This is a genomic window from uncultured Ruegeria sp., from assembly GCF_947504215.1.
Classification (GTDB): domain Bacteria; phylum Pseudomonadota; class Alphaproteobacteria; order Rhodobacterales; family Rhodobacteraceae; genus Ruegeria.
On sequence record NZ_CANNGO010000007.1, the window covers coordinates 154,717 to 176,753 of the forward strand.

A 22,037-nucleotide genomic window follows, 5' to 3' on the forward strand; every position below is an offset into this window, starting at 1 on the left:
GAGCTGAATGCTGGACACAAACCCCAAGTCGCGAAAGATCGCAGTCATAGGGCTGGGCTATGTTGGCCTGCCCTTGGCCGTGGCCTTTGGAAAGATCGGTCCTGTAGTGGGGTTCGACATCAACGCCTCAAGGATCGACGCCCTGCGCGCGGGCGAAGACGCGACGCTGGAGGTCGAGCCAGAGGACTTGACCGCAGCTACAGGCTTGACGTTTTCGACCGAAACCACCGATCTGGCCGAGTGTGACACCTATATTGTCACGGTCCCAACCCCGATCACTGCTGGCAAACAGCCTGACCTCACACCATTGCTCAGCGCGTCGGACACGGTGGGCCGCGTGTTGAAGCCCGGCGATTTGGTGATTTACGAATCCACCGTCTATCCCGGAGCGACTGAAGAGGATTGTGTCCCGGTGCTGGAGCAGGTCTCTGGTTTAAAGTTCAATAGGGATTTCTTCGCGGGCTACAGCCCGGAACGGATCAACCCCGGCGACAAGACACACCGGATTTCGGATATCTGCAAAGTGACCTCTGGCTCAACACCAGAAGTAGCCGATCTGGTGGACGCGCTGTATGCGCAGATCATTTCTGCCGGAACCCACAAGGCCGAAAGCATCCGCGTGGCCGAGGCCGCAAAAGTCATCGAAAACACCCAGCGCGATCTGAATATCGCTTTGGTCAATGAACTGGCGATGATTTTTGGTCGTATGGACATAGACACCGATGCAGTGTTGCGGGCGGCGGGTACCAAATGGAACTTTCTGCCTTTCCAGCCCGGTCTGGTTGGCGGGCACTGCATCGGCGTTGACCCCTACTACCTGACATACAAGGCCGAGGCTGTCGGGCATCACCCTCAGATCATTCTGGCCGGACGGCGTCTTAATGACAGAATGGGCAGCTACGTCGTTTCGCAACTGGTCAAACAAATGGCGCGCAACGGGATCAATGTCGGCGCGGCGCGAGTTCTGATCATGGGCCTGACCTTCAAGGAAAACTGTCCCGACCTTCGCAACACTCGGGTGATCGATATCATCGAGGAACTACAAAGCTACGGCGTCTCGGTGGATGTGCACGACCCGCATGCCGATCCGAAAGCGGCGGAAGCTGAATACGGCTTGTCCCTGTTAGACCAACCTCATGAAGGGGCCTATGACGGCGTGGTTCTTGCGGTGGCACATCAGGAATACCAAGCACTCGACCCGGAGCAGTTTCGATCTTATGGCAAACCAGTCAGTGTGGTGTTTGACATCAAATCTTGCCTGCCGCGCGATGCCAGCGACCTAAGATTGTAGGGCACAGGCCCCAAAGCAACAAAACCGGCGCTAAATGCGCCGGTTTTTTCATTTACCCGCCGAAATCGTCGAGCATGATATCTTCGCGGTCAACGCCCATATCAAGAAGCATGTTGATGACCGATTGGTTCATGATCGGCGGGCCACACATGTAATACTCGCAATCCTCGGGCGCTGGGTGGTTTTTGAGGTATTCATCGAACAGAACATTGTGGATGAAGCCAGTATAACCTTTCCAGTCATCCTCGGGCTGCGCATCAGACAAGGCTACATGCCACTCAAAATTCGGGAATTCCGCAGCAAGCTGGTCGAAATCCTCGACAAAGAACATCTCTTTCTTCGATCTAGCGCCGTACCAGAATGTGATCTTGCGATCTTTGTTCTTCAGGCGCTTGAGCTGATCAAAGATATGGCTGCGCATGGGGGCCATACCGGCACCACCACCAATGAACACCATTTCCTTTTCCGTTTCGCGGGCAAAGAACTCGCCAAACGGCCCCGAGATGGTGACCTTGTCACCGGGTTTAAGGTTGAAGATGTAGGACGACATCTGACCTGCCGGAATACCTTCTGACCCCGGAGGCGGCGACGCCACCCGGACGTTCAGCATGATCATACCTTTTTCATCCGGATAATTGGCCATCGAATAAGCGCGTTCAATTGGCTCTGACACGACCGAGTCATACTGCCACAGATTGAACCGATCCCAGTCTTCGCGGTATTCCTCTTCGACGTCGAAATCGGTGTATTTCAACTGGTGTACGGGTGCTTCGATCTGGATATAGCCACCCGCGCGAAAATTAACGTCTTCGCCTTCGGGCAGGTCCAAAGTCAGCGCCTTGATGAAGGTCGCCACATTCTCGTTCGACCGAACCGTGCATTCCCACTTCTTGACGCCAAAAACCTCTTCAGGAACTTCGATGTCCATGTCCTGCTTGACGGCGACCTGACAGGACAAGCGGTCGCCGCATGCGGCCTCGCGCTTGGTGATATGGCCCTCCTCGGTTGGCAGGATAGACCCACCGCCAGAGTGGATGCGCACGCGGCACTGCGCGCAGGTGCCACCGCCGCCGCAGGCGGACGGAACGAACAGCTTTTCGGCCGCCAGTGTCTGGAGAAGTTTGCCGCCAGCGGGAACCGAAACCGTCTTCTCGCCATTGATGGTGATATTGACATTACCCGTCGACACCAACCGCGAGCGCGCGGCCATGATGATGGTCACCAGCCCCAGAACGATAAGAGTGAAAAGGATGACGCCTAAGCTAAAAGTTTCCATTGGCCCCTCCTTACAGTTTCACGCCCGAGAAGGACATGAAGGCCATCGCCATCAATCCCGCGGTGATGAAAGTAATGCCCAGACCCTGCAAGCCATCCGGAATGTCAGAGTACTTCAGCTTTTCTCGAACCCCCGCCATCGCGGTGATCGCAAGCGCCCAACCAAAGCCCGAGGACAGACCATAGGTCGTCGCTTCGGCAAAGTTGTAGTCACGTTCGACCATGAACAGCGAGCCGCCCAGGATGGCGCAATTCACAGTGATCAACGGCAGAAAGATCCCCAGTGCGTTGTAGAGAGGTGGGAAGTATTTATCGAGGATCATCTCGAGGATCTGAACCATCGCTGCGATCACACCGATATACGAGATTAAGCCAAGAAATGTCAGATCCACATCCGGGAACCCAGCCCAGGACAGCGCACCCGGTTTCAACAGGTAATTCAACAGAAGATTGTTCGCAGGGACGGTGATTGCCTGCACCACCATCACCGAAATGCCCAGACCAAGCGCGGTGGAAATCTTCTTGGACACGGCGATGAAGGTACACATGCCAAGGAAGAAGCTGAGCGCAAGGTTTTCAACAAAGATGGCCTTTACGGCCAGGGACAGTAGACCTTCCATCAGTGCGCCTCTACCTGCTGGATTTTGTATTCACGTTCTTCGACCTGGTTTGGTTTCCATGTGCGGAAGGCCCAGATGATCAGCCCGATGATGAAGAATGCCGAGGGTGGCAGCAGAAGCATTCCGTTTGGCACGTACCAGCCACCATTGTTCACGGTCTCAAGAATGGTCACACCGAACAGCGACCCGGCTCCGAACAGCTCGCGGATGAAACCCACAAGCAGCAGGATCAGACCATAGCCCATTCCGTTGCCCGCCCCGTCGATGAAGGATGCGACGGGCGGGTTCTTCATCGCAAACGCCTCGGCACGGCCCATCACGATGCAGTTGGTGATGATCAGGCCTACAAAGACGGACAGGGTTTTTGAGATCTCAAACGCATAGGCCTTAAGGATCTGGTCAACCAGGATCACCAGAGAAGCGATAATCACCATCTGCACGATGATCCGGATTGATCCGGGGATCTGATTGCGCAGGCATGAGATGAAGAAAGACGAGAAGGATGTCACGAAGATCACCGCCAGTGCCATCACTGCCGACACCTGCAATGACGAGGTGACCGCCAATGCCGAACAAATGCCCAGCACCTGCAAGGTGATCGGGTTGTTGTCGACAAGCGGGTCGACCAGAAGCTCTTTCCTTGTCTGGGACATCAGAACTCTCCTGCTTGCAATTTGCCAAGGAAGGGGCCGTAACCGGCATCGCCCATCCAGAATTTCACAAGGTTGTCGACACCGACCGAGGTCAGCGTCGCCCCGGCCAGCGCGTCGATGTAGAAATCGGGGCCGGCGGCGGGTTGCGACTTGGCGACAGTGATTTGCAAGTCGCCCGCGTCATCCCGCAGCTTTTTGCCGTTCCACAATGCTTTCCAACGCGGATTATCGACCTCGGCCCCAAGGCCGGGGGTTTCACCGTGCTGATAGAACTGAAGGCCATAGATATCGTTGCCGTTGTTTTCCAACGCAATGAAACCGTAAAGCGTTGACCAAAGGCCATATCCTTGTATCGGCAGGATCACCTTATCCAAACCACCAGTGTCATCACGCAGCAGATAGACCACGCGGTATTTCGCCTTGCGCCCAATCCCCGCCGGATCGTCATCCAGAGCGACGCTCAGTTCAGGATCGCTTGCGGCAGCAATATCGTCAAATGTAGCTGGGTCAAATTGGTCATCGACGAAATCGCCGGTCGACAGTTCCAGAACATGTGGTTCGAAGGCGGCAAAGGCTTCGGTCACATCAATCCCGGGTTCATAGACGCCCGCGACTTGCAGGACGTTGACTTGTTTGTCTTTCAGCCGGTTGGCCTCTTGCACCGGGCGCAAGCTAACGGCGGCAGCCGATACGACCATCGACGCAACAAGGCAGACTGCAACGGCAACAAAGATCGTCTTGCCAACAGAATCCGGCGAGGCCGCCAGAAACCGGGCGATCGCGCCCTTTGGTTCAGGGGATTGCGTATCAGACATGGCGACGCGCCCTCCGTTTGATGTTTGCCTGCACAACGAAATAGTCGATCAGCGGCGCAAAGACGTTGCCGAACAGGATTGCCAGCATCATGCCTTCCGGGAAGGCCGGGTTGATCACCCGGATCATTACCACCATGACACCAATCAGCCCACCATAGATATAGCGTCCCAGATTGGTATGGCTCGCCGAAACCGGCTCGGTCACCATGAAGGCCAGCCCAAAAGCATACCCACCCAGAACCACATGCCAGTACCACGGCATCGCGAACATCGGATTAGTGTCAGATCCGATCAGGTTCAGCAGCAAGGTAAAGCCGATGGTTCCGGCCAAACAGCCCACGATCAGACGAAAGTTGGCGATCCTCGTCATCAGCAGGAAGGCCAGCCCAACCATGCAAGCCAGTGTCGAGGTCTCACCAAAGCTGCCTTGTATCTGCCCGAAGAAAGCATTCGACCAGGTGATCCCATCTGCTGCCAGGGCCTGCACGCCATCGGCAGCGGACACAGCCAAAGCCGTCGCGCCCGAGAATCCGTCAACCGGTGTCCAGACAGCATCGCCGGACATGTTGGCAGGATAGGCGAAATACAGGAACGCCCGACCCACAAGCGCGGGGTTGAGGAAATTCTTGCCGGTGCCGCCAAAGACTTCCTTACCAATCACAACGCCAAAGATAATCCCCAGCGCCACCTGCCACAGAGGTGCAGTTGCCGGCATGATCAGCGTGTAGAGCATCGAGGTGACAAGAAACCCTTCGTTCACCTCGTGGCCGCGCACGGTGGCAAAAATCACCTCGAAAATACCGCCAGCGACCAGTGTGACGATGTAGATTGGCAGGAAATACATCATTCCGTGCAACACATTGGCAATGATGCTGCCCGGGTCCAATGACACGCCAAAGGCCTGCAGGATCGCAATTCGCCAACCGGTTGCCGCGTCAGGCCCCAGCGCTGCAATAGCCGAGTTCGCCTGGTAACCCGTATTGTACATCCCCCATAGGATACATGGGATCGTCGCGATCACGACATAGGTCATGATCCGCTTCATATCGATGTATGACCGCGCATGTGGCGCGACGGTGGTTACTGTTTTCGGAGTGTAGATGAAACTTTCGACCATCTCGTAGATGGGGAAATACTTCTCGTACTTGCCGCCCTTGGTAAAGTTCGGCTCGATCCGGTCAAAGAAGCTGCGCAAACCCATTTGGATCAGCCCTCCTTTTCAATCTTGGTCAGGCAGTCGCGCAGCGCCAACCCGTATTCATATTTTGCCGGACAGGCAAAGCCCACAAGGCCCAGATCCTCTTCGTCCAGCTCCAGCGCGCCCAGGGCCTGAGCACTATCGGTGTCCATCACCAACATCGCACGCAGCAATTGCGTCGGCAGGTAGTCCTGCGGCATCAACTGCTCAAACGTCCCCGTTGGCACCATCGCACGACGCCCACCATTCAGGTTCGAGGTGAGCCCATACAGTTTCTTGGCAAAAGCCGAGCCCAAAACAGGCTGCACGGCAAACTTCGACGGCATGGGACGAATCCAGCCCATTGGGATCTGATCGTGATCTTCGCGGATAATGGTAATCTGACGCGCAAACCGTCCCAGATAGGCGGTTGGTCCATCCGCGTGGCGTCCGGACAAGATCGAGCCCGAGATGATGCGCGCCGTTCCGTCAACATCGACCTCATCACGGGTCAGATCCTCGGTCGAGGCACCCAGAACAGTGCGGATCAAACGTGGCTGACGTGCCCCCGGCCCCGTCAATGCGATCACGATACTTGGATCCAGATGACCTGTCTGAACCAGACGACCAATTGCAATTACATCCTGATACCCAATGGTCCAGACCTGCGTGTTACCCGCCAATGGCCGGAGGAAATGGATATGCGTCCCGGCCAGCCCTGCCGGATGCGGACCCGAGAAAGCTGCGGCTTCGACACCCGCAACGTCGGCCCCCGGAATGGTATCGCCGTCCTTGTGACACAAATAGGTCGTGCCCTCGGTAAGTTTGGCGATTGCGCCAAGCCCGGCGGCAAAGTCATCCCCGGCATCCGCGATGATGACTGCGGCATCAGCGGACAAAGGTTCGCTGTCCATTGCAGTCACAAAAATCGCTGTTGGTTTTGTCCCCGGCTCAGGCATCTTGGAATACGGCCGTGTGCGGAGAGCGGTCCACAACCCGGCCGCACAGAGTTTTTTGGTCACACCCTCGGCTGTGTCTGCATCGCCTACGTCAGAAAAATCGACACCAGTATCATTCGGGTCAGAGACCTCAACAACGACACTTTGAAGAACCCGGCGTGCGCCACGGTTTATTGCTACGACCTTGCCGCTCAGCGGCGCGACCATCATCGCCTCTGGTGCGTCCTTGTGGCAGAACAATGGTGTTCCCCGCCGAACCTCATCACCTTCCTGTACCAGCATGCGCGGCTTCAGGCCCAAATAATCCGACCCAAGCGCAGCGACGCTGGAAAACTCCGGCCCCGGCCGGATAGTCTGCTCAGGGGCACCCTGAATCGGCAGCTCCAACCCTTTTTTCAGTTTGAAAGTTTGCATGTCGCTACGGTCTTCCAAGCCTCGTTCCTGCGTCCGCTATTTGTCGCCTTTCAGTCTTGGGCATCAAATAGTGCGAATTGTCTCGCCATCCGGTCCGTGAAAGCGCCACAAACCTGCCGATATCCGCTCGCGTTATTCCAATCACGGACCCTTTACGCGCGGACGTCCTAAAACGCAAACCTGTTACCGCGCAAATCAGCACAACAAAGTCACTTTATCCTGAACTCGCAGCGACGCGACCAAAATAGCACAAAAAAAGCGTGTCGCGCCTGATTTACTTCCAGTGTAAGCAACGGGGATGAACACTTCAGACAGTTTTGAAATCTTTTTGGTGGCCACACCCGGTCTCGAAGCGCCTTTGTGCGAAGAGGCTATCCAAAACGGATTCGCCGAGGCCCATAAGGTCGCCGGAGGCGTCAACTGCCGCGGGGATTGGTCCGAAGCCTGGCGTGCCAACCTGTGCCTTCGCGGAGCGAATAAGGTATTGGTACGCATAGGAAGTTTTCCGGCCGTGCACCTGGCTCAGTTGGACAAACGGGCGCGCAAATTTCCATGGTCAGACTTTCTACGCCCTGACATACCGATCAAAGTCGAGGCCACGAGCCGGAAATCCCGAATTTATCATGCAGGCGCGGCCCGGCAGCGAATTGAAAACGCTATATCCGAGACCCTTGGTGCGCCAATTTCTTCTGACGCCAAGCTGCGCGTCCTGCTACGTATCGAGAAAGACCTGTGCACCTTTTCCATCGATACCTCAGGTGAACCGCTGCACAAACGGGGCCACAAACCAGCCGTAGCCAAGGCCCCTATGCGTGAGACCATGGCTGCCATGTTCCTGCGAGAATGCGGGTTTGACGGCACTGAACCGGTGGTGGACCCTATGTGCGGCTCGGGCACATTTGTGATTGAAGCGGCCGAAATCGCGTTGGGTCTGCAACCCGGACGCTCGCGCCAGTTCGCATTCGAGGATCTGGCCAGCTTTGACGCACAAGCCTGGCAATCATTGCGTCACGACACCCCGCCCCCAGAGATGACGTTTCGTTTCTACGGCTCGGACCGAAACTCAGGCGCCATCGAAGCCGCCAGCGCCAATGCCGCTCAGGCGGGGGTCTCCCATGTGACACAATTTGCCCAACGCGCCATCAGCGACATTAAACCCCCGGAAGGCAAGGCCGGTCTGGTGATCGTTAACCCACCCTACGGCGCACGGATCGGGGATGAAAAGCGCCTGCGGTCTTTGTATGGCAGTCTGGGCAAAGTCCTTATGTCACGGTTTTCCGGTTGGCGCGTCGGCATCGTAACCAGCAACCCGTCCCTCGCCCGATCGGCGCGCCTTCCGTTACTCCCAACCGGGCCGGTTGTTGATCACGGAGGAACAAAAATAAAACTGTACAGAACCAACGCGTTGCCGTGATTGCGCGCTATCATAGGCCGAACTGACAAATGAACTTTTTCGGAGGTTTGCAAAATCTCAGGCCCGGAAATCGACTTGCGCATCCCAATTGCCGGGTATAGATCACCCGCCACGGTCGGAGTGTAGCTCAGCCTGGTAGAGCACTGTCTTCGGGAGGCAGGGGTCGTGAGTTCGAATCTCGCCACTCCGACCAAGTTTTCAAGGCGCCCGATGGCGCCTTTAGTGTTTTCAGGACAGTGATCCGAGGTTCGTTAAACCTGAGCATTTGTCGAACTCTAGGGCGCTAGCAGCCTTACGTAGGTGCTCCGGGCTTTAGCGCGCATAAACGGACGCGGTGATCCGCGGCTTTGAATGGCCGAGAAACTGTCCAATCTCCTCCACCGAGATGCCTGCCTATGCCATATGAACTGCCGCGATGTGCCGCAGAACGCGCGGTGACACATCCGCCAGTCGAAGAGCATCATCGTCCTTCTCGACGGTCTGGCACTGCATGGAAATGAGCGCGAGGCCGACCACCTTGCGGGTGCGCCGCTCTGATGTGACGAGCTTCTGGCGAGTATGAATGACGGCCTGACAAAGTTGGCTCGTCGTCAGGCCCTCGGTTTAAGGTAGTTCAGACTTTCCTTTAGGATCGGCTTGTCCAGTTCGAGCTGGGCCACGATCTTCTTGAGCCGGGCGTTCCCTTCTCGAGACTACGCAACTCCGAAAGCTGCGATCTACCCATACCTCCGAACCGTCGCTGCCAGTTGTACTAAGTCGCATCACTGACGCCGACACCGCGGCAAGCCATGCGAACATCGTCGCCATCGGCCAGCTTCAGTTCAATCTCGCGCAGCAGCTTCAGAATATCTTCGTCCGAGTATTGCTTTCGAGCCACCTCCTCTTCCCCTTTCTAAGCCAAAGTAGTGGCCCAGTTTGGGGGAAAAGGCACAATCGGTTGTTTTCATCCGGCTTCTTGGTCATCTCTATCCTCTCGGAAATGACGCAACACACGCTGAATATCTTAGTTATAGCGATGGTCCGTTTGGGAATGTGGCGGGAAACGCCTGATATGTTCAACACCTTTCTTTTTTGTTGAACACGTAGTATGTTCAACAAAGTAACCTTTTGTAGAACACGGCGCCAACATGACGTTCAAGCGACATTCATCCATCGCCCAAGCCGCTTATCACGACCTGCTGCGATCGCTTAAAGACGACGCTGTTTCGGATATCCGAGGCACACCAACACATGTCTCACGCAATGGGAAAGTCTACTGGTATGACACATACCGGGTCGGCTCTGACGTCAAGAAGCGCTATATCGGCGAGGACAGCGAGGAACTCCGGGCCAGGCTTGAGCAACATCAGCAACTCAAAGCCGAAGCCGATGAGCGCAGGAAGAACCGAACCCGGCTTGTGCGCCTTCTCCGGGCAGAAGGCTTCCTAAACCTGGACGCTGCAACAGGCAGCCTCATGTCGGCGATGGCAGCGTCTGGCGTATTTCGCCTTGGAGGCACCATCGTAGGCACCCATGCCTTTCGTCTCTACGAGGGAGAATTGGGTGTCCGATACGGCCTAGATCTGATGGCGCATACCGATGACATCGACATCGCCAGCTTCTCCCGCCTCTCCCTCGCCCTTGAGGACGCCGCCACACCGCCGCTCGAACAGGTCTTCCGGGACTTTTCATTTGTGCCTCAGCCCAGCCTGCAGGCTGACAAGACTTGGCGCTGGAAACAAACACGCAGCGATACTCTGGTCGAGTTCCTGACACCGTCCTTTGGCGAAGAAGAAGGCGTGCGCGAATTGCCCGCGCTCGGCGTAGATGCGCAAGGTCTGCACCATCTGAACTACCTCATCGCCGACCCGATCAAGGCGGCTGTGACCTATCGCAGCGGCGTCATGCTGCAGATCCCGCAACCCGAGCGCTATGCCATCCACAAGCTGATCGTCGCGGATCGCCGGCGCGGTGGAGAGAATGCACTAAAGTCGGAAAAAGACCGGCGCCAAGCCGCCTTTCTGATCGAGGTGCTGGCCGAGGATCGTCCGGACGAGTTGCGTGAAGCCTATGAAGATGCCCGGTCCCGCGGTCCTAAGTGGCGAGCGCGGATAGATGCAACGTTGGGGCGTATGCCGGAGACGCGGCACCTTTTGGATGGTGTTTGTTCAGATTGAAGCCAGGAACGTACGCAATGAAACCGCAGCGTTATTTCGGGACTGACTGCCACTGAAGCGCAGAGACTGACATCAGAAGCCCTTGTATTAGGCTCGCGATCGATTGATTTCCGTTGCTCTGCATGGTTCACCGCCGCGAAAACAAGCGGTGAACGTGTCTGTTTTTCTGGTTGGCAGCCTGCCGAAGGTCGGATCGCTTCTCGGGAACCGCGGTTACGACGCCGACTGGTTCAGAGAAGCGTTGAAAGACAAAGGGATATGTGCCGGTATCCCCAGTCAGAAACAACGCAAATCGACTATCCGATACGACAAGCGGCGCTATTAACAACGCGACAGGATCGAGATAATCTTCGGCAGGCTCAAGGATTGGCGGAGGGTTGCGAACCGCTTCGACTGATGCCCGAAGGTCTTCCTGTCAGCGATCGCGCTTGCCGCTATCGTCACCTATTGGGTATGAGTCCGGAGCCTAGGAGTGCCTGATCCCGTTCACATTCAAGTAAATCGAGTAAAGCGAACTGGTCGCGGTAACAAACAATCTGTTCAGCTTGGCGCCACCGAAACAGACATTTGAAACGATTTCAGGTATGTGGATTTTCCCGATCAAATCCCCTTCGGCGTTCAGGCAATGCACACCATCAGCGGCCGAGCTCCAGATTCTGCCGCCGTGGTCCAACCGAAAACCATCAAAGAAACCATTGGTGCATTCCGCGATAACACCGCCTCCAGACAAAGACTTCCCATCGCCACCGACCGAGAATTTGCGGATGTGTGACGGTCCATCTGGCATGTGTGTACCACCAGTATCCGACACGAAGAGCGTATTTCCGTCCTGCGAAAAAGCCAATCCGTTTGGTTTGACAAAATCTGTTGCGACCGCAGTCACCTCGCCCGTATCAGAGTCGATCCGATAGACGTGGCAAGCCCCAATCTCGCTTTCGGCGCGCTCGCCTTCATAATCCATCATGATCCCGTAGGACGGATCTGTGAACCAGATTGAGCCATCAGATCTAACGACAACATCGTTTGGAGAGTTGAGCCGTTTGCCCTGCCAAGCGTCAGCCAGAACTGTAATCGAGCCATCATGCTCCGTGCGGGTGACCCGACGGGTCAGATGCTCGCACGAGACAAGACGTCCTTGGCCGTCAACCGTGTGACCGTTGGTGTTGTTGGCCGGTTCGCGAAATACTGAAACCGAACCATCCGTCTCATCCCAACGCATCATCCGGTTGTTGGGTATGTCGGACCAGACCAGATAGCGACCAGCCGCAAACCAAGCAGGTCCTTCGGTCCAACGTGCCCCGGTCCATAACCGCTCGACGCGGGCATGCCCGATGAAACATGCCTCGAACTCTTTTTCGATGACCTCAAAGCCAGTGCCTTCCAAAACACCAAACATCACTCTGTTCCTTCCTCTGAGGGGAAAATCATTTGATCTCCGGGTCTTACGGTGCCCCAACCCATTTTGTGCCTTCGATTGCCCGGCAGGTCGGGACCCGGCCCCCAAATGGCTTGATATGTATCATGCGCCCTGCCAGAAAGTTGCAAAAAAACGGCAATCGCGATCAAGCCCAACCAATAACCATTGATCAGGACCCACATCCAGCGTGGCGCATTCGACGACCATAACCCGCTTAGGATCGTTATTGCCCCGAGAACCAGCGCTAGATAACCCAAAGTTCTATGAATGTGCTCGAACGCCACTCGCCAAGGCGTCATATCATAGTGATCGCCAGAGAGGCTGCCATCCTTTGCCCGTGCGGTCGGGCCACCTTTGGTGCCCCGGAAAACGCCCAATACAACTTGCAACGTGCCCAGAGCAAGCACGATATACCCCAAGATCCGATGCAACCACGCGTCGGGTCGCCCACCGGAGCTACTAAGGACAAGTCCGAGCCCAACAAGCGACAGCACATACGCGAGTGTCTGGCCTTTCCAGTGACACAACCACCACACCCGGTTGTCCAGTTCCTGAGGCCAGTTCTGACCCGGTAGTATCTTAAAATAGCGTGCCGCCAGAATTGCTGCCGGGCATATCACGCCCCAGGCGATCACCATGCACCGAGCATGCCAGGACAAAAAGAAACCGACATCATGCCCTCGCGTTGGATCAATCGGTGAAAGCAACCACTCGATCATCAGCCTTTCACGGCCCCCGCTGTCATTCCAGTAATGATCTGTCGCGAAGCAACAAATGTAAAAATAATGGGCGGTATTGCCAGCAACATTCCTGTGGCCATGATCACGCCCCAGTCGATGTCGTATTCGGTGATCGAGTTAACGATTGTCACAGGTACCGTTCGCGTCGACCTTCCCAGCAGCGCGTTGGCCAGGAGGAACTCGTTCCAGGCAATACGGAATGTAAATATCGCAGCAGCCGCAAGCCCGGGTTTGATGATCGGCAAAACAACTAGATAGAATACCTGAAGCGGGTTGGCACCATCCATTCGCGCTGCTTCTTCCAGCTGGATTGGAACCTGCACGATAAAGCTCTGCAAGATCCAGATGACAAACGGCAGGTTCATGGCCGTATAGACCAGAATGATCCCTGTGTAGGATTGATCAAGATGGTACTGAAACGTCCAGATGCCAAAAACCGGAACCAACAGCACAGCCGGCGGCACCATGCGCATCATCAGCGTTGTGATGGACACCGCTCCGCGGCCCATGAAGCGAAACCGGACCAAAGCATATGCGGCCATGCCGCCAATCAGTAGGGTGATCCCCGTCGAGATTGTCGCCACGATCAACGAGTTGCGAAGAGCCCGCCCGAAAGTTGGATCGCAGTATTGCACATGGTCAGGATCGTACCACAGCACGTCGCACAAAACCGTTTCATAATTTCTGATCGTCGGCGTGAAGAAAAAGGCTGAAACGCTTTCATCATAGATGTCGACGTTCATTTTGAACGACGTCGCCAGCATCAAAAGGATCGGCCCCACTGACATGACGACCAATGCAGCGAGCAAAGCATAGAAGGCCGGGTTTTGTTTTTCGATTTGCGTTGCCATGATTTTCAGCTTTCTGTTTGCTCGGCAGCTGCTCGCATCCTGGCGGCCCGGGCTTCTTGAATCTTGGTGTACATGAACATCCCGATGGTCAGCGCCATCAGCATCAGCAATAGGACGTTGGACATCGCGGCCGCCTCGCCCAGCTCCTGAAACTCCTGGGCCGTTCGGAAAATTCGCAAGGCAATTATCTCTGTCGACAAGCCAGGGCCGCCATTCGTCAGGACCAAAATGACCTCAAGCACTTTGAACGCATCGATAAGCCGCAAAAGCAAAGTCACGACCAAAACCGGCATCATGAGGGGTATCTTGATCAGAGTGATTTTCTGCCACTCGCTGGCGCCATCAATCTCGGCTGCTTCCAACGCTGAACGCGGCAAAGACTGCATGGCAGCCAAGGCAAGGATGAAAATGAACGGTGTCCACTGCCAGACGTCGGCGATCACAACGGCAACAAAAGACCAGGTACTATCCGACAGCCAAGGAATGCCCTCATCAAAACCCCAGCTTTTGATTGTACGGTTAAAGATGCCGACGGTCGGATGGTACATGTAGCGCCACATCAGGCCGACAACGATCGGGGCAATCATCATCGGCAGGATGAACACCGTCCGCAAGACGGACATGCCGCGAATGTTCCGATCCAACAGTAAAGCCAGACCTACACCCAGAACCATTTCCAAAGTCACTACAACGAAGGCAAATTTGATCGTGACCCAGAAGCTTTCGTGGAACGCGCTGTCATGCAGCAGATTGGCGTAGTTCTTTAGACCAACAAACTCGGCCTGACCGATGCGCTGGCTGGGGCTCCAATCAAGAAAACTGGCATAGATCATGTACCCGATCGGGTAGAGCAGCGCAAAGATCAGAACAACCGCTGCGGGCGCCAAGAACAGATATGGGGTGAGCCGATTGGCCCGTGCTACAGCACTCATAACAGCGGCCCTTTGATTTTTGAATTTCGTCTTGAGAGGCGGCGCCCGAACATTATTCCAGGCGCCACCTCGGGGAGTGAACTTATTGCTGCCAGGTGTAGTAGCCAGCGTCGTCCATAATCGCCTTGCTACGTTCCGCAACACCGTCCAGCGCAGTCTGAATGTCCAGGTCTTCGGTCAGAACCTGACTGAGCGTTGTACCCAGGTCGGCATTGATTTTACCCCAGACCGGGATGATAGGACGCCAATCGGGATCGGCATGTTTTAGTGCCTCACCAAAAACTTCAAGATGCGGCTGTTCAGCCAAAACATCAGGATCGCTATGGGTCGAGAAGCGCGAGGGGTTACCGCCGGCAACCGCTATAGCTTTGTCCGCCTCTTTCGAAGTCAGCCATTGCATCAGCAGGAAGGCGGCATCCTTATTTTGGGCATTTGTCGGAATGCCGATGCCAAACCCACCGGTCTGACTCCCTCGGCGTGTGCCTTCTGGGTGTGGTGCCCAACCGATTTTGCCTACGACCTTGGATTTCTCCGGGTTATTGACCTGACCAGCAAAGACAGTGGAGTCGAGGAACATCGCTGAATTGCCCTGCAGAAACGATGCACCCGCCTCGGCAAAGCCGAAAGTCTCCGCGCCCTCGGCACCACACTCAACAATTGTTTTCAACGCTTCGGCGGCTTTGACCCCCTCTTCGTTGTTCATAATCGGGTTCCAGTTGTCATCGAAAATGCGACCACCCAACGGCGCGAGGTGCAGAAGGTATGCGTGCGACGCATGATGTCCTGAAGCGGCGCGCGATGCCAGACCACCCATGCCGGGTTCCAGCTCGGGAATTCTACACGCCAATTCCAATAGGTCGTCATAGGTTTTCGGCACCTCAAGGCCGTGCTTGTCAAAGATATCCTTGCGATATCCCAAGATCGAAGTCTCGGACCCGAAAGGAATGCCGAACAACGATCCGGTAGGTCCGGGCAGGTATCCCTTAGCGCCACCAGAAACGCCAATGTTACCAACATATCCGTCGATCAGATCCTCTGCGTCGTAGTTCGGGTCTGCCAGCGCGGGATTCATGAAATACTTGGCCAGGTTTTCCAGCTGATCCGCATATACGTAATCAGCTTTGGAAAACACCACATAGGCAATCAGATCGTAGTCGCCTTTGTTCTTTGTCAGTTCCAGCGTCTGTTTTTCACGCATCTTCAGGTATTGAAGTTGGTCGACCTCAACCCGAATGCCGGTTTCTTCGGTGAATTGTGGTAGCACCTGCATCACCGCGTCAAAGTGAGGGTGTGCCGGGAAATTCACGACAAGTGTTGAGCCTTCATAGGGCTCATACGGATTGGCGGTTGCCAACCCTGCAGTCAGTGTTAGGGCCGCGACGCCCGCACCGGTCTGTTTGAGTAAGTTCAGCATTTGCTCCTCCCATGCTGTTTTGGGCCGCTCTTAGAGGGCGACCTCCCTTTCGCGATCAAATAGATGAATTGCGTCGGCGTTGACCTCAAACCGAAGGGTCTCACCCAACCCGATGGGCGTATCCGACTTCAGTTCGACCTCGATTTTCTGACCTGCGCAATCGCAGATCAGTACGGACTGTGCGCCGATGTATTCCGAGACCACGACCTTCAGGTCCAGACTGGCATCCTCGGGGGCGTTAGGATTAAAGCGCAGATCAGAAGGTCGAATGCCAAGCGTGACATTGCGCAGGTCGGCTTTCTGTATATTTTGCTGACGCTTCTGAGTTAAGCTGATAGAAAATCCGGCGCCCGTCACAAACAGCTCACCACCACGATCTTCAACACTTGCGTCCAGAAAGTTCATCGGTGGCGAACCAAGAAAGCCAGCGACAAACTTGTTAGCCGGATTTTTGTACAGTTCTTCCGGTGTGCCGTGTTGCTGAATGTACCCGCCATGCATAACGACGATCCGATCCGCCAGTGTCATGGCTTCGATCTGGTCGTGAGTGACGTAGATCATGTTTTTCTGTACCTGCTGACGCATCAGAGCCAACTCGGCACGCATCTGACCACGCAATTTGGCGTCAAGGTTGGACAGTGGCTCGTCAAACAGAAACGTACTGCTGTCGCGCGTCAGCGCCCGGCCCATGGCAACTCGCTGACGCTGACCCCCCGATAATTCCGCCGGTTTGCGATGCAGGTAATCGGTTAAGCCCAGCATCCGGGCGACGTCGCCTACCTTTTTGTTGATCTCAGCTTTGGGGACCTTTTGCAGTCTCAGTGCGAAAGACATGTTTCGCGCCACATCAAGATGCGGATAGAGCGCATAATCCTGAAACACCATCGCCAGATCGCGAGCCTTGGGTTCAAGATGACTGACCGGGCGATCATCAATGAAAATCTCACCGTCCGATACGGTCTCAAGCCCGGCAATCATACGCAATGTCGTCGACTTGCCACATCCAGACGGGCCAACAAACACGGTGAACTCGTTCTCTTCCATCTCGAGGTCGATTCCGTGCAGGACTTCAAAGTCCCCGTAACGTTTGACGAGGCCCTCTAATCGTATTCTGGGCATTATCCCTCCACCCCTTGTTACCGGTCACAATAGCATCTATGTGACCGGTCACATAGTAAAATATTACAATTTAAATCAGGAGGTTAATCAGCCTAAGGGAATCTGCAGCTTTCGCGAAACTCGATGCGCGGTGTAAGCGTCACATGACAGGGCGAATCTGTGCGAGTTTCCTCGTCAGCAAGAAGTTGTGAAATAAGCTTCCCGGTTTGCCGCCCAATCTCAGTCGGATCAACAACAACGGTGGAAATCGAGGGGGAGCTGAACCTCGAGACCTCAAAGTTACCGAAACCGACAACAGAGATTTCGTCTGGAACGGCCTTGCCGATTTGCAAAAGACGACTCTGAACGCCAAAGGCCGCCATGTCTGACACGCAAAACACGCAATCGACATTGGGATACCTGTCCAGAATGTGATCGACGGCGGCGGCACCATTCTCGATGGTCAGCGGTGGAGTGCCCAGCATGATCTGCGCCTTGGCATCTAGCCCGGCGCTGCTCATAGCCTGCTCAAAACCTTCACGCCGCGCCGCGCCTCGGGTCCAATCATCCTGACCTTCACCAAGAAAAACGATGTTCTTAAAGCCACGTTCGATCAACGCCTGTGTCATGTCATAAGCAGCTTTTGAATTCGAGAACCCAACCGTATGCGCAATTGGGTTTTGCGGTTTCTCCCAAATCTCAACGATGGGCACGGATACGTCAGCCAACAGGTCAAGAGTGCGCTGTGTGTGACCGTCATAAGATAAGACTATAGCCTCTGGACGGCGGCGCAGCATGGTTTCCACGAGCTGTTCTTCCCGCTCGGCAGAATAGTCCGTGTGTCCAAGCAGCAATTGCAGCCCAACTTTTTCCAGCTCTTCGGTCAAGCTTTGGACGGTCAACGCAAAGTGTAAATTGTTCAGCGAGGGCAAAAGCACTGCGACAAAGCCGGACTTCTTGGTCGTCAAAGAACCTGCCATTTGGTCTGGGACATAGTTCATCTGCTTGACGACTTGCAGGATGTGGTCGCGTGTTTCCTTGGAAATTGGGCTGTTTTTCTTCAGCGCGCGGCTGACAGTCATCCGCGATACACCTGCCGCTTTTGCAACGTCTCGCATCGTGACATGTGTGCGACCGGGATTCTTGTTCGTCATGCAACCACCACCTTTGGGCAGAAACTAGACCACCTTGTTCCCGGTCACAATCTCAGAACTTCAGCCCTGCAACTCGTTGGGTAATAGAGCCGCTGGCATGTTCTGATAGCTTACTGGCCGCAACCAGCGCGCGATGCCCAAAGTGCCGACCGAGGTCGCGCGGACATCGGTGCTGGCCGGGTACGGCCCGCCATGCATCATGGACGAACACACTTCGACACCTGTCGGGAAACCGTTGGCCAGCAAACGGCCCGCCTTCTCTTCTAGCACCGGCATCAATTCACGGGCCAACGCTTCATCAGCTTCATCCATGTGCAAGGTCAGGGTCAGTTGTCCCTCCAGGCACTCGGCAAGCGCCCGCATTTCATCAGGGGTCTCGCACCGGACGATAATGCCCGCTGCGCCAAATACCTCGTGTTGCAGCTTAGGGTTTGCCATCCACTCCTTGGCGTTGACCTTGAACAAGGCAGGAACAGCCGAGCGACTGTCAGTTACAGCGCCGCAAGAGGTGACCTCGACCATAAGCTCGCGAAATTCACGGACACCCTTTTCATAAGCATCGTGAATGCCGTCTGTCAGCATCTTCTGCTCGGCGGTTTCGTTCAGCGCGTTGACACAAGCCGATTCCAGAGCATCTGCATCTGATCCCTTTAGCATGACCGCTACACCTGGATTGGTGCAGAATTGCCCTGCCCCCATCGTCAGCGACGCCGCCCAGCCCGCGCCAATCTCTGCTGCGCGTGCGGCCATCGCCTCGGGCAGGCAGAACATCGGATTGACCGAACCCAGCTCGCCATAAAACGGGATGGGCTGGGCTCGGGCATGGCACAGATCATAAAGTGCCCGTCCCCCGGCCAAGGATCCGGTAAAGCCGACCGCCCGGATTTCAGGATGCTGAACAAGTGCCGAACCAACTTCACGGCCAGAGCCTTGAACGATTTGAAACGTGCCCGCAGGCATATCACATAGTTCGCCCGCCTTCGCGATAGCTTGCGCCACCAGTTCGGCGGTGCCAGCATGTGCGCTGTGACCCTTGACGATAACGGGACAACCAGCGGCCAGTGCCGATGCGGTGTCGCCACCTGCTGTCGAAAAGGCGAGCGGAAAATTCGACGCACCAAACACGGCCACGGGGCCGATTGCTTTGTGCGTCAGGCGCAGATCAGGACGGGGGAGTGGCGTCCGATCAGGAAGTGCGCCGTCTTTGCGGATATCAAGATATCCTGTCTCTTCAATCAGATCGGCAAACATACGCAACTGGCCCGTCGTACGGCCGCGCTCGCCGATGAGCCGCGCCTCGGGCAGGCCGGTTTCTGCCATACCGGTCTCGGTGATCTCATCGCCGAGAGCTTCCATTTGATCCGCTATTGCGCGCAGGAATGTGGCACGTTCGGTACGTGATTTTCCGGAATAGGCACGAAAGTCACGGCGGGCGGCCTGGCAAGCTTCGTCGACCTGCGCTGCGGTCGCCTGTGCAAAGCTTTGCCCGCCCAGATCATCAGACGCGCGCAGATTGTCGGACCCGACCCATGTGCCGTCGATCAGGTTTTTTCCAAGGATCATCTTATTTTCCCCATTTCAGGACCAGTGGGTCCAGCGGTTTCAGAAGGTCTATCAGCCGGTCACGAATGGCCGGTTGCAACGGATCAATCGGGTGGCGACAAAATTCGGATCGGATCACGCCACCTTCGACCATCGCGGCCTTGCAGGACTGCCAACCGCATTGCCGGTTTTCGTGGTTGATCACCATCGCCACGCGCCCATATGCGTCAGTCGCCTCATTAATGCGGCCAGCGTGGTGATGGATAATCACGGGTTTGATCTGATCAACGATCATTCCGGATGTCATGGAACCGGTTGCACCGGCATCCAGATCAGCCAGCAAAGTGATGCCCTCTTCGCCGTCAAACGGCGCTTCAATTACATCACCACCTGAGGCAATCAATGCCCGTAGCTTATTGGCCGCGCGAGGACACTCGATCTTGAACAGCTTCACCATGTCAATTTCCTGAGCCATCTGCACCAACAACGACACGGGTAGATCAACACCTGAGAGCGGCGCATCCTGTACCATAATTGGGATACCGACTTCACCCACAGCCGCGAACTGATCAAAGGTCTGCTGCGCGTTCCCTTTCAAAAGCGCCCCGTGATAAGGCGGCATCATCATGACAATGTCCGCGCCAAGGTCTTTCGCAAACTTAGCGCGTTCGACAGCGATCTGCGTGGCAAAATGACTGATCGTCACAATCATCGGCACGCGCCCGGCGACATGTTCCAAGCTTAGCCGGGTTAAGGTTGCACGTTCTTCGTCTGAGATCAGAAACTGTTCCGAAAAATTCGCCAAAACACAGATCCCGTCTGCGCCCTGATCGATCAGGCAATCCAAAACACGCTTCATCCCATCAAGATCAAGTGTACCGTCATCATTGAACGGCGTTGGAGCGACGGGCCAGATGCCAGTGTATGTCATGGGCTACTCCGTTATCTCGAAATGTTTCAGATGCTTATCCGTGATCTCAATCCCTAGGCCTGGCTTGTCGTCATCCAGATCAATGAAGCCGTCGACCGCATCTGGATCACCTTCGAAGATGTAATAGAACAGCTCATTGCCAACCTCGACATCAAAGACAGGGAAATATTCGCTGATCATGCAATTCGCGTTTGCCATGGTCAGGTGGTAATTGTGCATCTGTCCGGCATGAGGGATGACCGGCACTTGGAACGCCTCGGCGATCGCGTTGATCTTTTGCGCCGCCGTGATGCCCCCTACGCGGTTGGTGTCATATTGCAGGACCGAGACGGCTTTTTTCTCGATCAGATCCTTGCAACCGATAACCGAAAACTCATGCTCCCCGCCCGAGATAGGCACGATATTCATTGCGTTCAGATCGCGGTAACCTTCGACATCGTCTGCAATCACCGGTTCTTCCAGCCACCGAGGTTCGTATTTGGTCAGCTTCGGAAGCATACGTTTGGTGTAGTCGAGGTTCCAACCCTGATAACATTCCAGCATTAGATCCGCGTCATATCCAATGACTTCGCGCACCGCCTCTACCCGCTTCAGGTTTTCGCGCATGCCAGGCATTCCATCCTTGGGCCCCCATCCAAAGCGCATTTTGTAGGCGGAATAGCCGTGCTTTTTAGCCTCTTCAGCCTCAGCCTGCATGGACTCGACCGGGCCGGAATAAAGCTTGGAGTAATAGACCGGGATCTTTTCCTTGGTCCGCCCGCCAAGCAATTTGAAAACAGGCTTGCCCACAAGCTTGCCCATCAGATCCCAAATCGCCAAATCCACCGCCGAGATCGCTGTCATCCCGATGCCCTTGCGTCCCCAGGCGTGGCTGCGGCGGTACATTTTTTCCCACAGATAAGCATAATCGAACGGATCTTCCCCAATCACCATGGGCGCAAACCAGTCATCGATGGCCTTCTTGACCACTGTCGGCGCAAGTGCCGCATTGCCAATGCCCACGGTGCCGTCCTCGGTTTCAATTTCGCAGGTCAGCCATTGGTGAAACCGGAAAGCGGACATTGCGTCGCCCTTATCCCAAAGTGCGTCTGACGCGTTGGTGCAGAAGTTGCCCGTGGGTGGTACCGTGGGTCCGGTCCAGTTCCAGACGCGGGTGCGCACGGCTTTAATTTTGGTCATCTCAG

20 protein-coding genes, 1 tRNA gene and 1 pseudogene are annotated in these 22,037 nt (G+C 55.5%); 5 read left to right on the forward strand and 17 right to left on the reverse strand.

The features are described from left to right. The first annotated feature begins 7 nt into the window (after positions 1-7). A complete protein-coding gene (tviB, locus tag Q1B21_RS14280; RefSeq protein WP_299890324.1) occupies positions 8-1,291 on the forward strand; it encodes a Vi polysaccharide biosynthesis UDP-N-acetylglucosamine C-6 dehydrogenase TviB in 1,284 nt (427 codons plus the stop codon). A 52-nt stretch (positions 1,292-1,343) separates the two neighbouring features. On the opposite strand, the gene nqrF is transcribed toward tviB, so the two are convergent. Genes nqrF through Q1B21_RS14310 form a run of 6 tightly spaced genes read right to left on the reverse strand, consistent with a single transcriptional unit; the run spans position 1,344 to position 7,204 of the window. Then, a complete protein-coding gene (nqrF, locus tag Q1B21_RS14285; protein WP_298935139.1) occupies positions 1,344-2,567 on the reverse strand; it encodes an NADH:ubiquinone reductase (Na(+)-transporting) subunit F in 1,224 nt (407 codons plus the stop codon). A gap of 10 nt (positions 2,568-2,577) precedes the next feature. Beyond that, positions 2,578-3,186 (reverse strand): NADH:ubiquinone reductase (Na(+)-transporting) subunit E, encoded by a 609-nt coding sequence (nqrE, locus tag Q1B21_RS14290; protein ID WP_120631335.1) that lies wholly within the window; start codon positions 3,184-3,186, stop codon positions 2,578-2,580. After that, positions 3,186-3,839, reverse strand: coding sequence for an NADH:ubiquinone reductase (Na(+)-transporting) subunit D (locus Q1B21_RS14295; protein ID WP_120631336.1), 654 nt, complete (start codon positions 3,837-3,839; stop codon positions 3,186-3,188). The genes nqrE and Q1B21_RS14295 overlap by 1 nt, the downstream gene beginning before the upstream one ends. Then, on the reverse strand, positions 3,839-4,654 hold the full coding sequence (locus tag Q1B21_RS14300; protein WP_299890327.1) for a Na(+)-translocating NADH-quinone reductase subunit C: 816 nt from the start codon (positions 4,652-4,654) through the stop codon (positions 3,839-3,841). Before Q1B21_RS14300 ends, Q1B21_RS14295 begins: the two co-directional genes overlap by 1 nt. Continuing rightward, positions 4,647-5,855, reverse strand: coding sequence for an NADH:ubiquinone reductase (Na(+)-transporting) subunit B (locus Q1B21_RS14305; RefSeq protein WP_298935141.1), 1,209 nt, complete (start codon positions 5,853-5,855; stop codon positions 4,647-4,649). The genes Q1B21_RS14300 and Q1B21_RS14305 overlap by 8 nt, the downstream gene beginning before the upstream one ends. A gap of 5 nt (positions 5,856-5,860) precedes the next feature. Beyond that, entirely contained in the window at positions 5,861-7,204 is a 1,344-nt protein-coding gene (locus Q1B21_RS14310; RefSeq protein ID WP_299890401.1) for a Na(+)-translocating NADH-quinone reductase subunit A, read from the reverse strand. 298 nt (positions 7,205-7,502) lie between these two features. Between Q1B21_RS14310 and Q1B21_RS14315 the strand changes: the two genes are divergently transcribed. Together Q1B21_RS14315 and Q1B21_RS14320 are read left to right on the forward strand one after the other, a co-directional pair. Then, positions 7,503-8,618 (forward strand): class I SAM-dependent RNA methyltransferase, encoded by a 1,116-nt coding sequence (locus Q1B21_RS14315; RefSeq protein ID WP_299890329.1) that lies wholly within the window; start codon positions 7,503-7,505, stop codon positions 8,616-8,618. Between the two features lie 116 nt (positions 8,619-8,734). Then, a tRNA-Pro gene (locus Q1B21_RS14320) sits at positions 8,735-8,811 on the forward strand. 558 nt (positions 8,812-9,369) lie between these two features. On the opposite strand, the gene Q1B21_RS14325 is transcribed toward Q1B21_RS14320, so the two are convergent. Continuing rightward, a complete protein-coding gene (locus Q1B21_RS14325; RefSeq protein WP_298935143.1) occupies positions 9,370-9,495 on the reverse strand; it encodes a hypothetical protein in 126 nt (41 codons plus the stop codon). A 250-nt stretch (positions 9,496-9,745) separates the two neighbouring features. On the opposite strand from Q1B21_RS14325, the gene Q1B21_RS14330 reads away from it, so the two are divergent. Together Q1B21_RS14330 and Q1B21_RS14335 are read left to right on the forward strand one after the other, a co-directional pair. Continuing rightward, positions 9,746-10,774, forward strand: coding sequence for a GSU2403 family nucleotidyltransferase fold protein (locus Q1B21_RS14330; RefSeq protein ID WP_299890332.1), 1,029 nt, complete (start codon positions 9,746-9,748; stop codon positions 10,772-10,774). A gap of 166 nt (positions 10,775-10,940) precedes the next feature. After that, positions 10,941-11,171, forward strand: a pseudogene (locus Q1B21_RS14335) (transposase); the annotation flags it as partial. Positions 11,172-11,240: 69 nt separating this feature from the next. On the opposite strand, the gene Q1B21_RS14340 reads toward Q1B21_RS14335, so the two are convergent. The 10 genes from Q1B21_RS14340 to Q1B21_RS14385 form a co-directional block, all read right to left on the reverse strand. Continuing rightward, the gene (locus Q1B21_RS14340; protein WP_299890334.1) at positions 11,241-12,170 is read right to left on the reverse strand and encodes an SMP-30/gluconolactonase/LRE family protein; all 930 of its coding nucleotides are present in this window, start codon (positions 12,168-12,170) and stop codon (positions 11,241-11,243) included. Beyond that, positions 12,170-12,910 (reverse strand): cytochrome b561 domain-containing protein, encoded by a 741-nt coding sequence (locus Q1B21_RS14345; RefSeq protein WP_299890336.1) that lies wholly within the window; start codon positions 12,908-12,910, stop codon positions 12,170-12,172. Before Q1B21_RS14345 ends, Q1B21_RS14340 begins: the two co-directional genes overlap by 1 nt. Beyond that, positions 12,910-13,782 (reverse strand): carbohydrate ABC transporter permease, encoded by an 873-nt coding sequence (locus Q1B21_RS14350; protein WP_299890338.1) that lies wholly within the window; start codon positions 13,780-13,782, stop codon positions 12,910-12,912. Before Q1B21_RS14350 ends, Q1B21_RS14345 begins: the two co-directional genes overlap by 1 nt. Before the next feature lie 5 nt (positions 13,783-13,787). After that, complete coding sequence (locus Q1B21_RS14355) at positions 13,788-14,714, reverse strand: carbohydrate ABC transporter permease (RefSeq protein WP_298935148.1); 927 nt, start codon at positions 14,712-14,714, stop codon at positions 13,788-13,790. An 82-nt stretch (positions 14,715-14,796) separates the two neighbouring features. Then, positions 14,797-16,128: an extracellular solute-binding protein gene (locus Q1B21_RS14360; RefSeq protein WP_299080462.1), complete on the reverse strand. Its 1,332-nt coding sequence runs from the start codon at positions 16,126-16,128 to the stop codon at positions 14,797-14,799. A 30-nt stretch (positions 16,129-16,158) separates the two neighbouring features. After that, the gene (locus Q1B21_RS14365) at positions 16,159-17,247 is read right to left on the reverse strand and encodes an ABC transporter ATP-binding protein (RefSeq protein ID WP_299890341.1); all 1,089 of its coding nucleotides are present in this window, start codon (positions 17,245-17,247) and stop codon (positions 16,159-16,161) included. A 92-nt stretch (positions 17,248-17,339) separates the two neighbouring features. Further along, positions 17,340-18,380, reverse strand: coding sequence for a LacI family DNA-binding transcriptional regulator (locus Q1B21_RS14370; RefSeq protein WP_298935151.1), 1,041 nt, complete (start codon positions 18,378-18,380; stop codon positions 17,340-17,342). A 60-nt stretch (positions 18,381-18,440) separates the two neighbouring features. Further along, on the reverse strand, positions 18,441-19,943 hold the full coding sequence (locus Q1B21_RS14375) for an aldehyde dehydrogenase (NADP(+)) (RefSeq protein ID WP_299890343.1): 1,503 nt from the start codon (positions 19,941-19,943) through the stop codon (positions 18,441-18,443). A 1-nt stretch (position 19,944) separates the two neighbouring features. Beyond that, positions 19,945-20,853 (reverse strand): dihydrodipicolinate synthase family protein, encoded by a 909-nt coding sequence (locus tag Q1B21_RS14380; protein WP_299890345.1) that lies wholly within the window; start codon positions 20,851-20,853, stop codon positions 19,945-19,947. Between the two features lie 3 nt (positions 20,854-20,856). Next, complete coding sequence (locus Q1B21_RS14385) at positions 20,857-22,032, reverse strand: L-rhamnonate dehydratase (protein WP_299890347.1); 1,176 nt, start codon at positions 22,030-22,032, stop codon at positions 20,857-20,859. Between the last annotated feature and the right edge of the window lie 5 nt (positions 22,033-22,037).

Coding starts and splice junctions, on each gene's coding strand:
- tviB (WP_299890324.1), top strand. CDS start 8: ATGCTGGACACAAACCCCAAGTCGCGAAAGATCGCAGTCATAGGGCTG.
- nqrF (WP_298935139.1), bottom strand. CDS start 2,567: ATGGAAACTTTTAGCTTAGGCGTCATCCTTTTCACTCTTATCGTTCTG.
- nqrE (WP_120631335.1), bottom strand. CDS start 3,186: ATGGAAGGTCTACTGTCCCTGGCCGTAAAGGCCATCTTTGTTGAAAAC.
- Q1B21_RS14295 (WP_120631336.1), bottom strand. CDS start 3,839: ATGTCCCAGACAAGGAAAGAGCTTCTGGTCGACCCGCTTGTCGACAAC.
- Q1B21_RS14300 (WP_299890327.1), bottom strand. CDS start 4,654: ATGTCTGATACGCAATCCCCTGAACCAAAGGGCGCGATCGCCCGGTTT.
- Q1B21_RS14305 (WP_298935141.1), bottom strand. CDS start 5,855: ATGGGTTTGCGCAGCTTCTTTGACCGGATCGAGCCGAACTTTACCAAG.
- Q1B21_RS14310 (WP_299890401.1), bottom strand. CDS start 7,204: ATGCAAACTTTCAAACTGAAAAAAGGGTTGGAGCTGCCGATTCAGGGT.
- Q1B21_RS14315 (WP_299890329.1), top strand. CDS start 7,503: ATGAACACTTCAGACAGTTTTGAAATCTTTTTGGTGGCCACACCCGGT.
- Q1B21_RS14330 (WP_299890332.1), top strand. CDS start 9,746: ATGACGTTCAAGCGACATTCATCCATCGCCCAAGCCGCTTATCACGAC.
- Q1B21_RS14340 (WP_299890334.1), bottom strand. CDS start 12,170: ATGTTTGGTGTTTTGGAAGGCACTGGCTTTGAGGTCATCGAAAAAGAG.
- Q1B21_RS14345 (WP_299890336.1), bottom strand. CDS start 12,910: ATGATCGAGTGGTTGCTTTCACCGATTGATCCAACGCGAGGGCATGAT.
- Q1B21_RS14350 (WP_299890338.1), bottom strand. CDS start 13,782: ATGGCAACGCAAATCGAAAAACAAAACCCGGCCTTCTATGCTTTGCTC.
- Q1B21_RS14355 (WP_298935148.1), bottom strand. CDS start 14,714: ATGAGTGCTGTAGCACGGGCCAATCGGCTCACCCCATATCTGTTCTTG.
- Q1B21_RS14360 (WP_299080462.1), bottom strand. CDS start 16,128: ATGCTGAACTTACTCAAACAGACCGGTGCGGGCGTCGCGGCCCTAACA.
- Q1B21_RS14365 (WP_299890341.1), bottom strand. CDS start 17,247: ATGCCCAGAATACGATTAGAGGGCCTCGTCAAACGTTACGGGGACTTT.
- Q1B21_RS14370 (WP_298935151.1), bottom strand. CDS start 18,380: ATGACGAACAAGAATCCCGGTCGCACACATGTCACGATGCGAGACGTT.
- Q1B21_RS14375 (WP_299890343.1), bottom strand. CDS start 19,943: ATGATCCTTGGAAAAAACCTGATCGACGGCACATGGGTCGGGTCCGAC.
- Q1B21_RS14380 (WP_299890345.1), bottom strand. CDS start 20,853: ATGACATACACTGGCATCTGGCCCGTCGCTCCAACGCCGTTCAATGAT.
- Q1B21_RS14385 (WP_299890347.1), bottom strand. CDS start 22,032: ATGACCAAAATTAAAGCCGTGCGCACCCGCGTCTGGAACTGGACCGGA.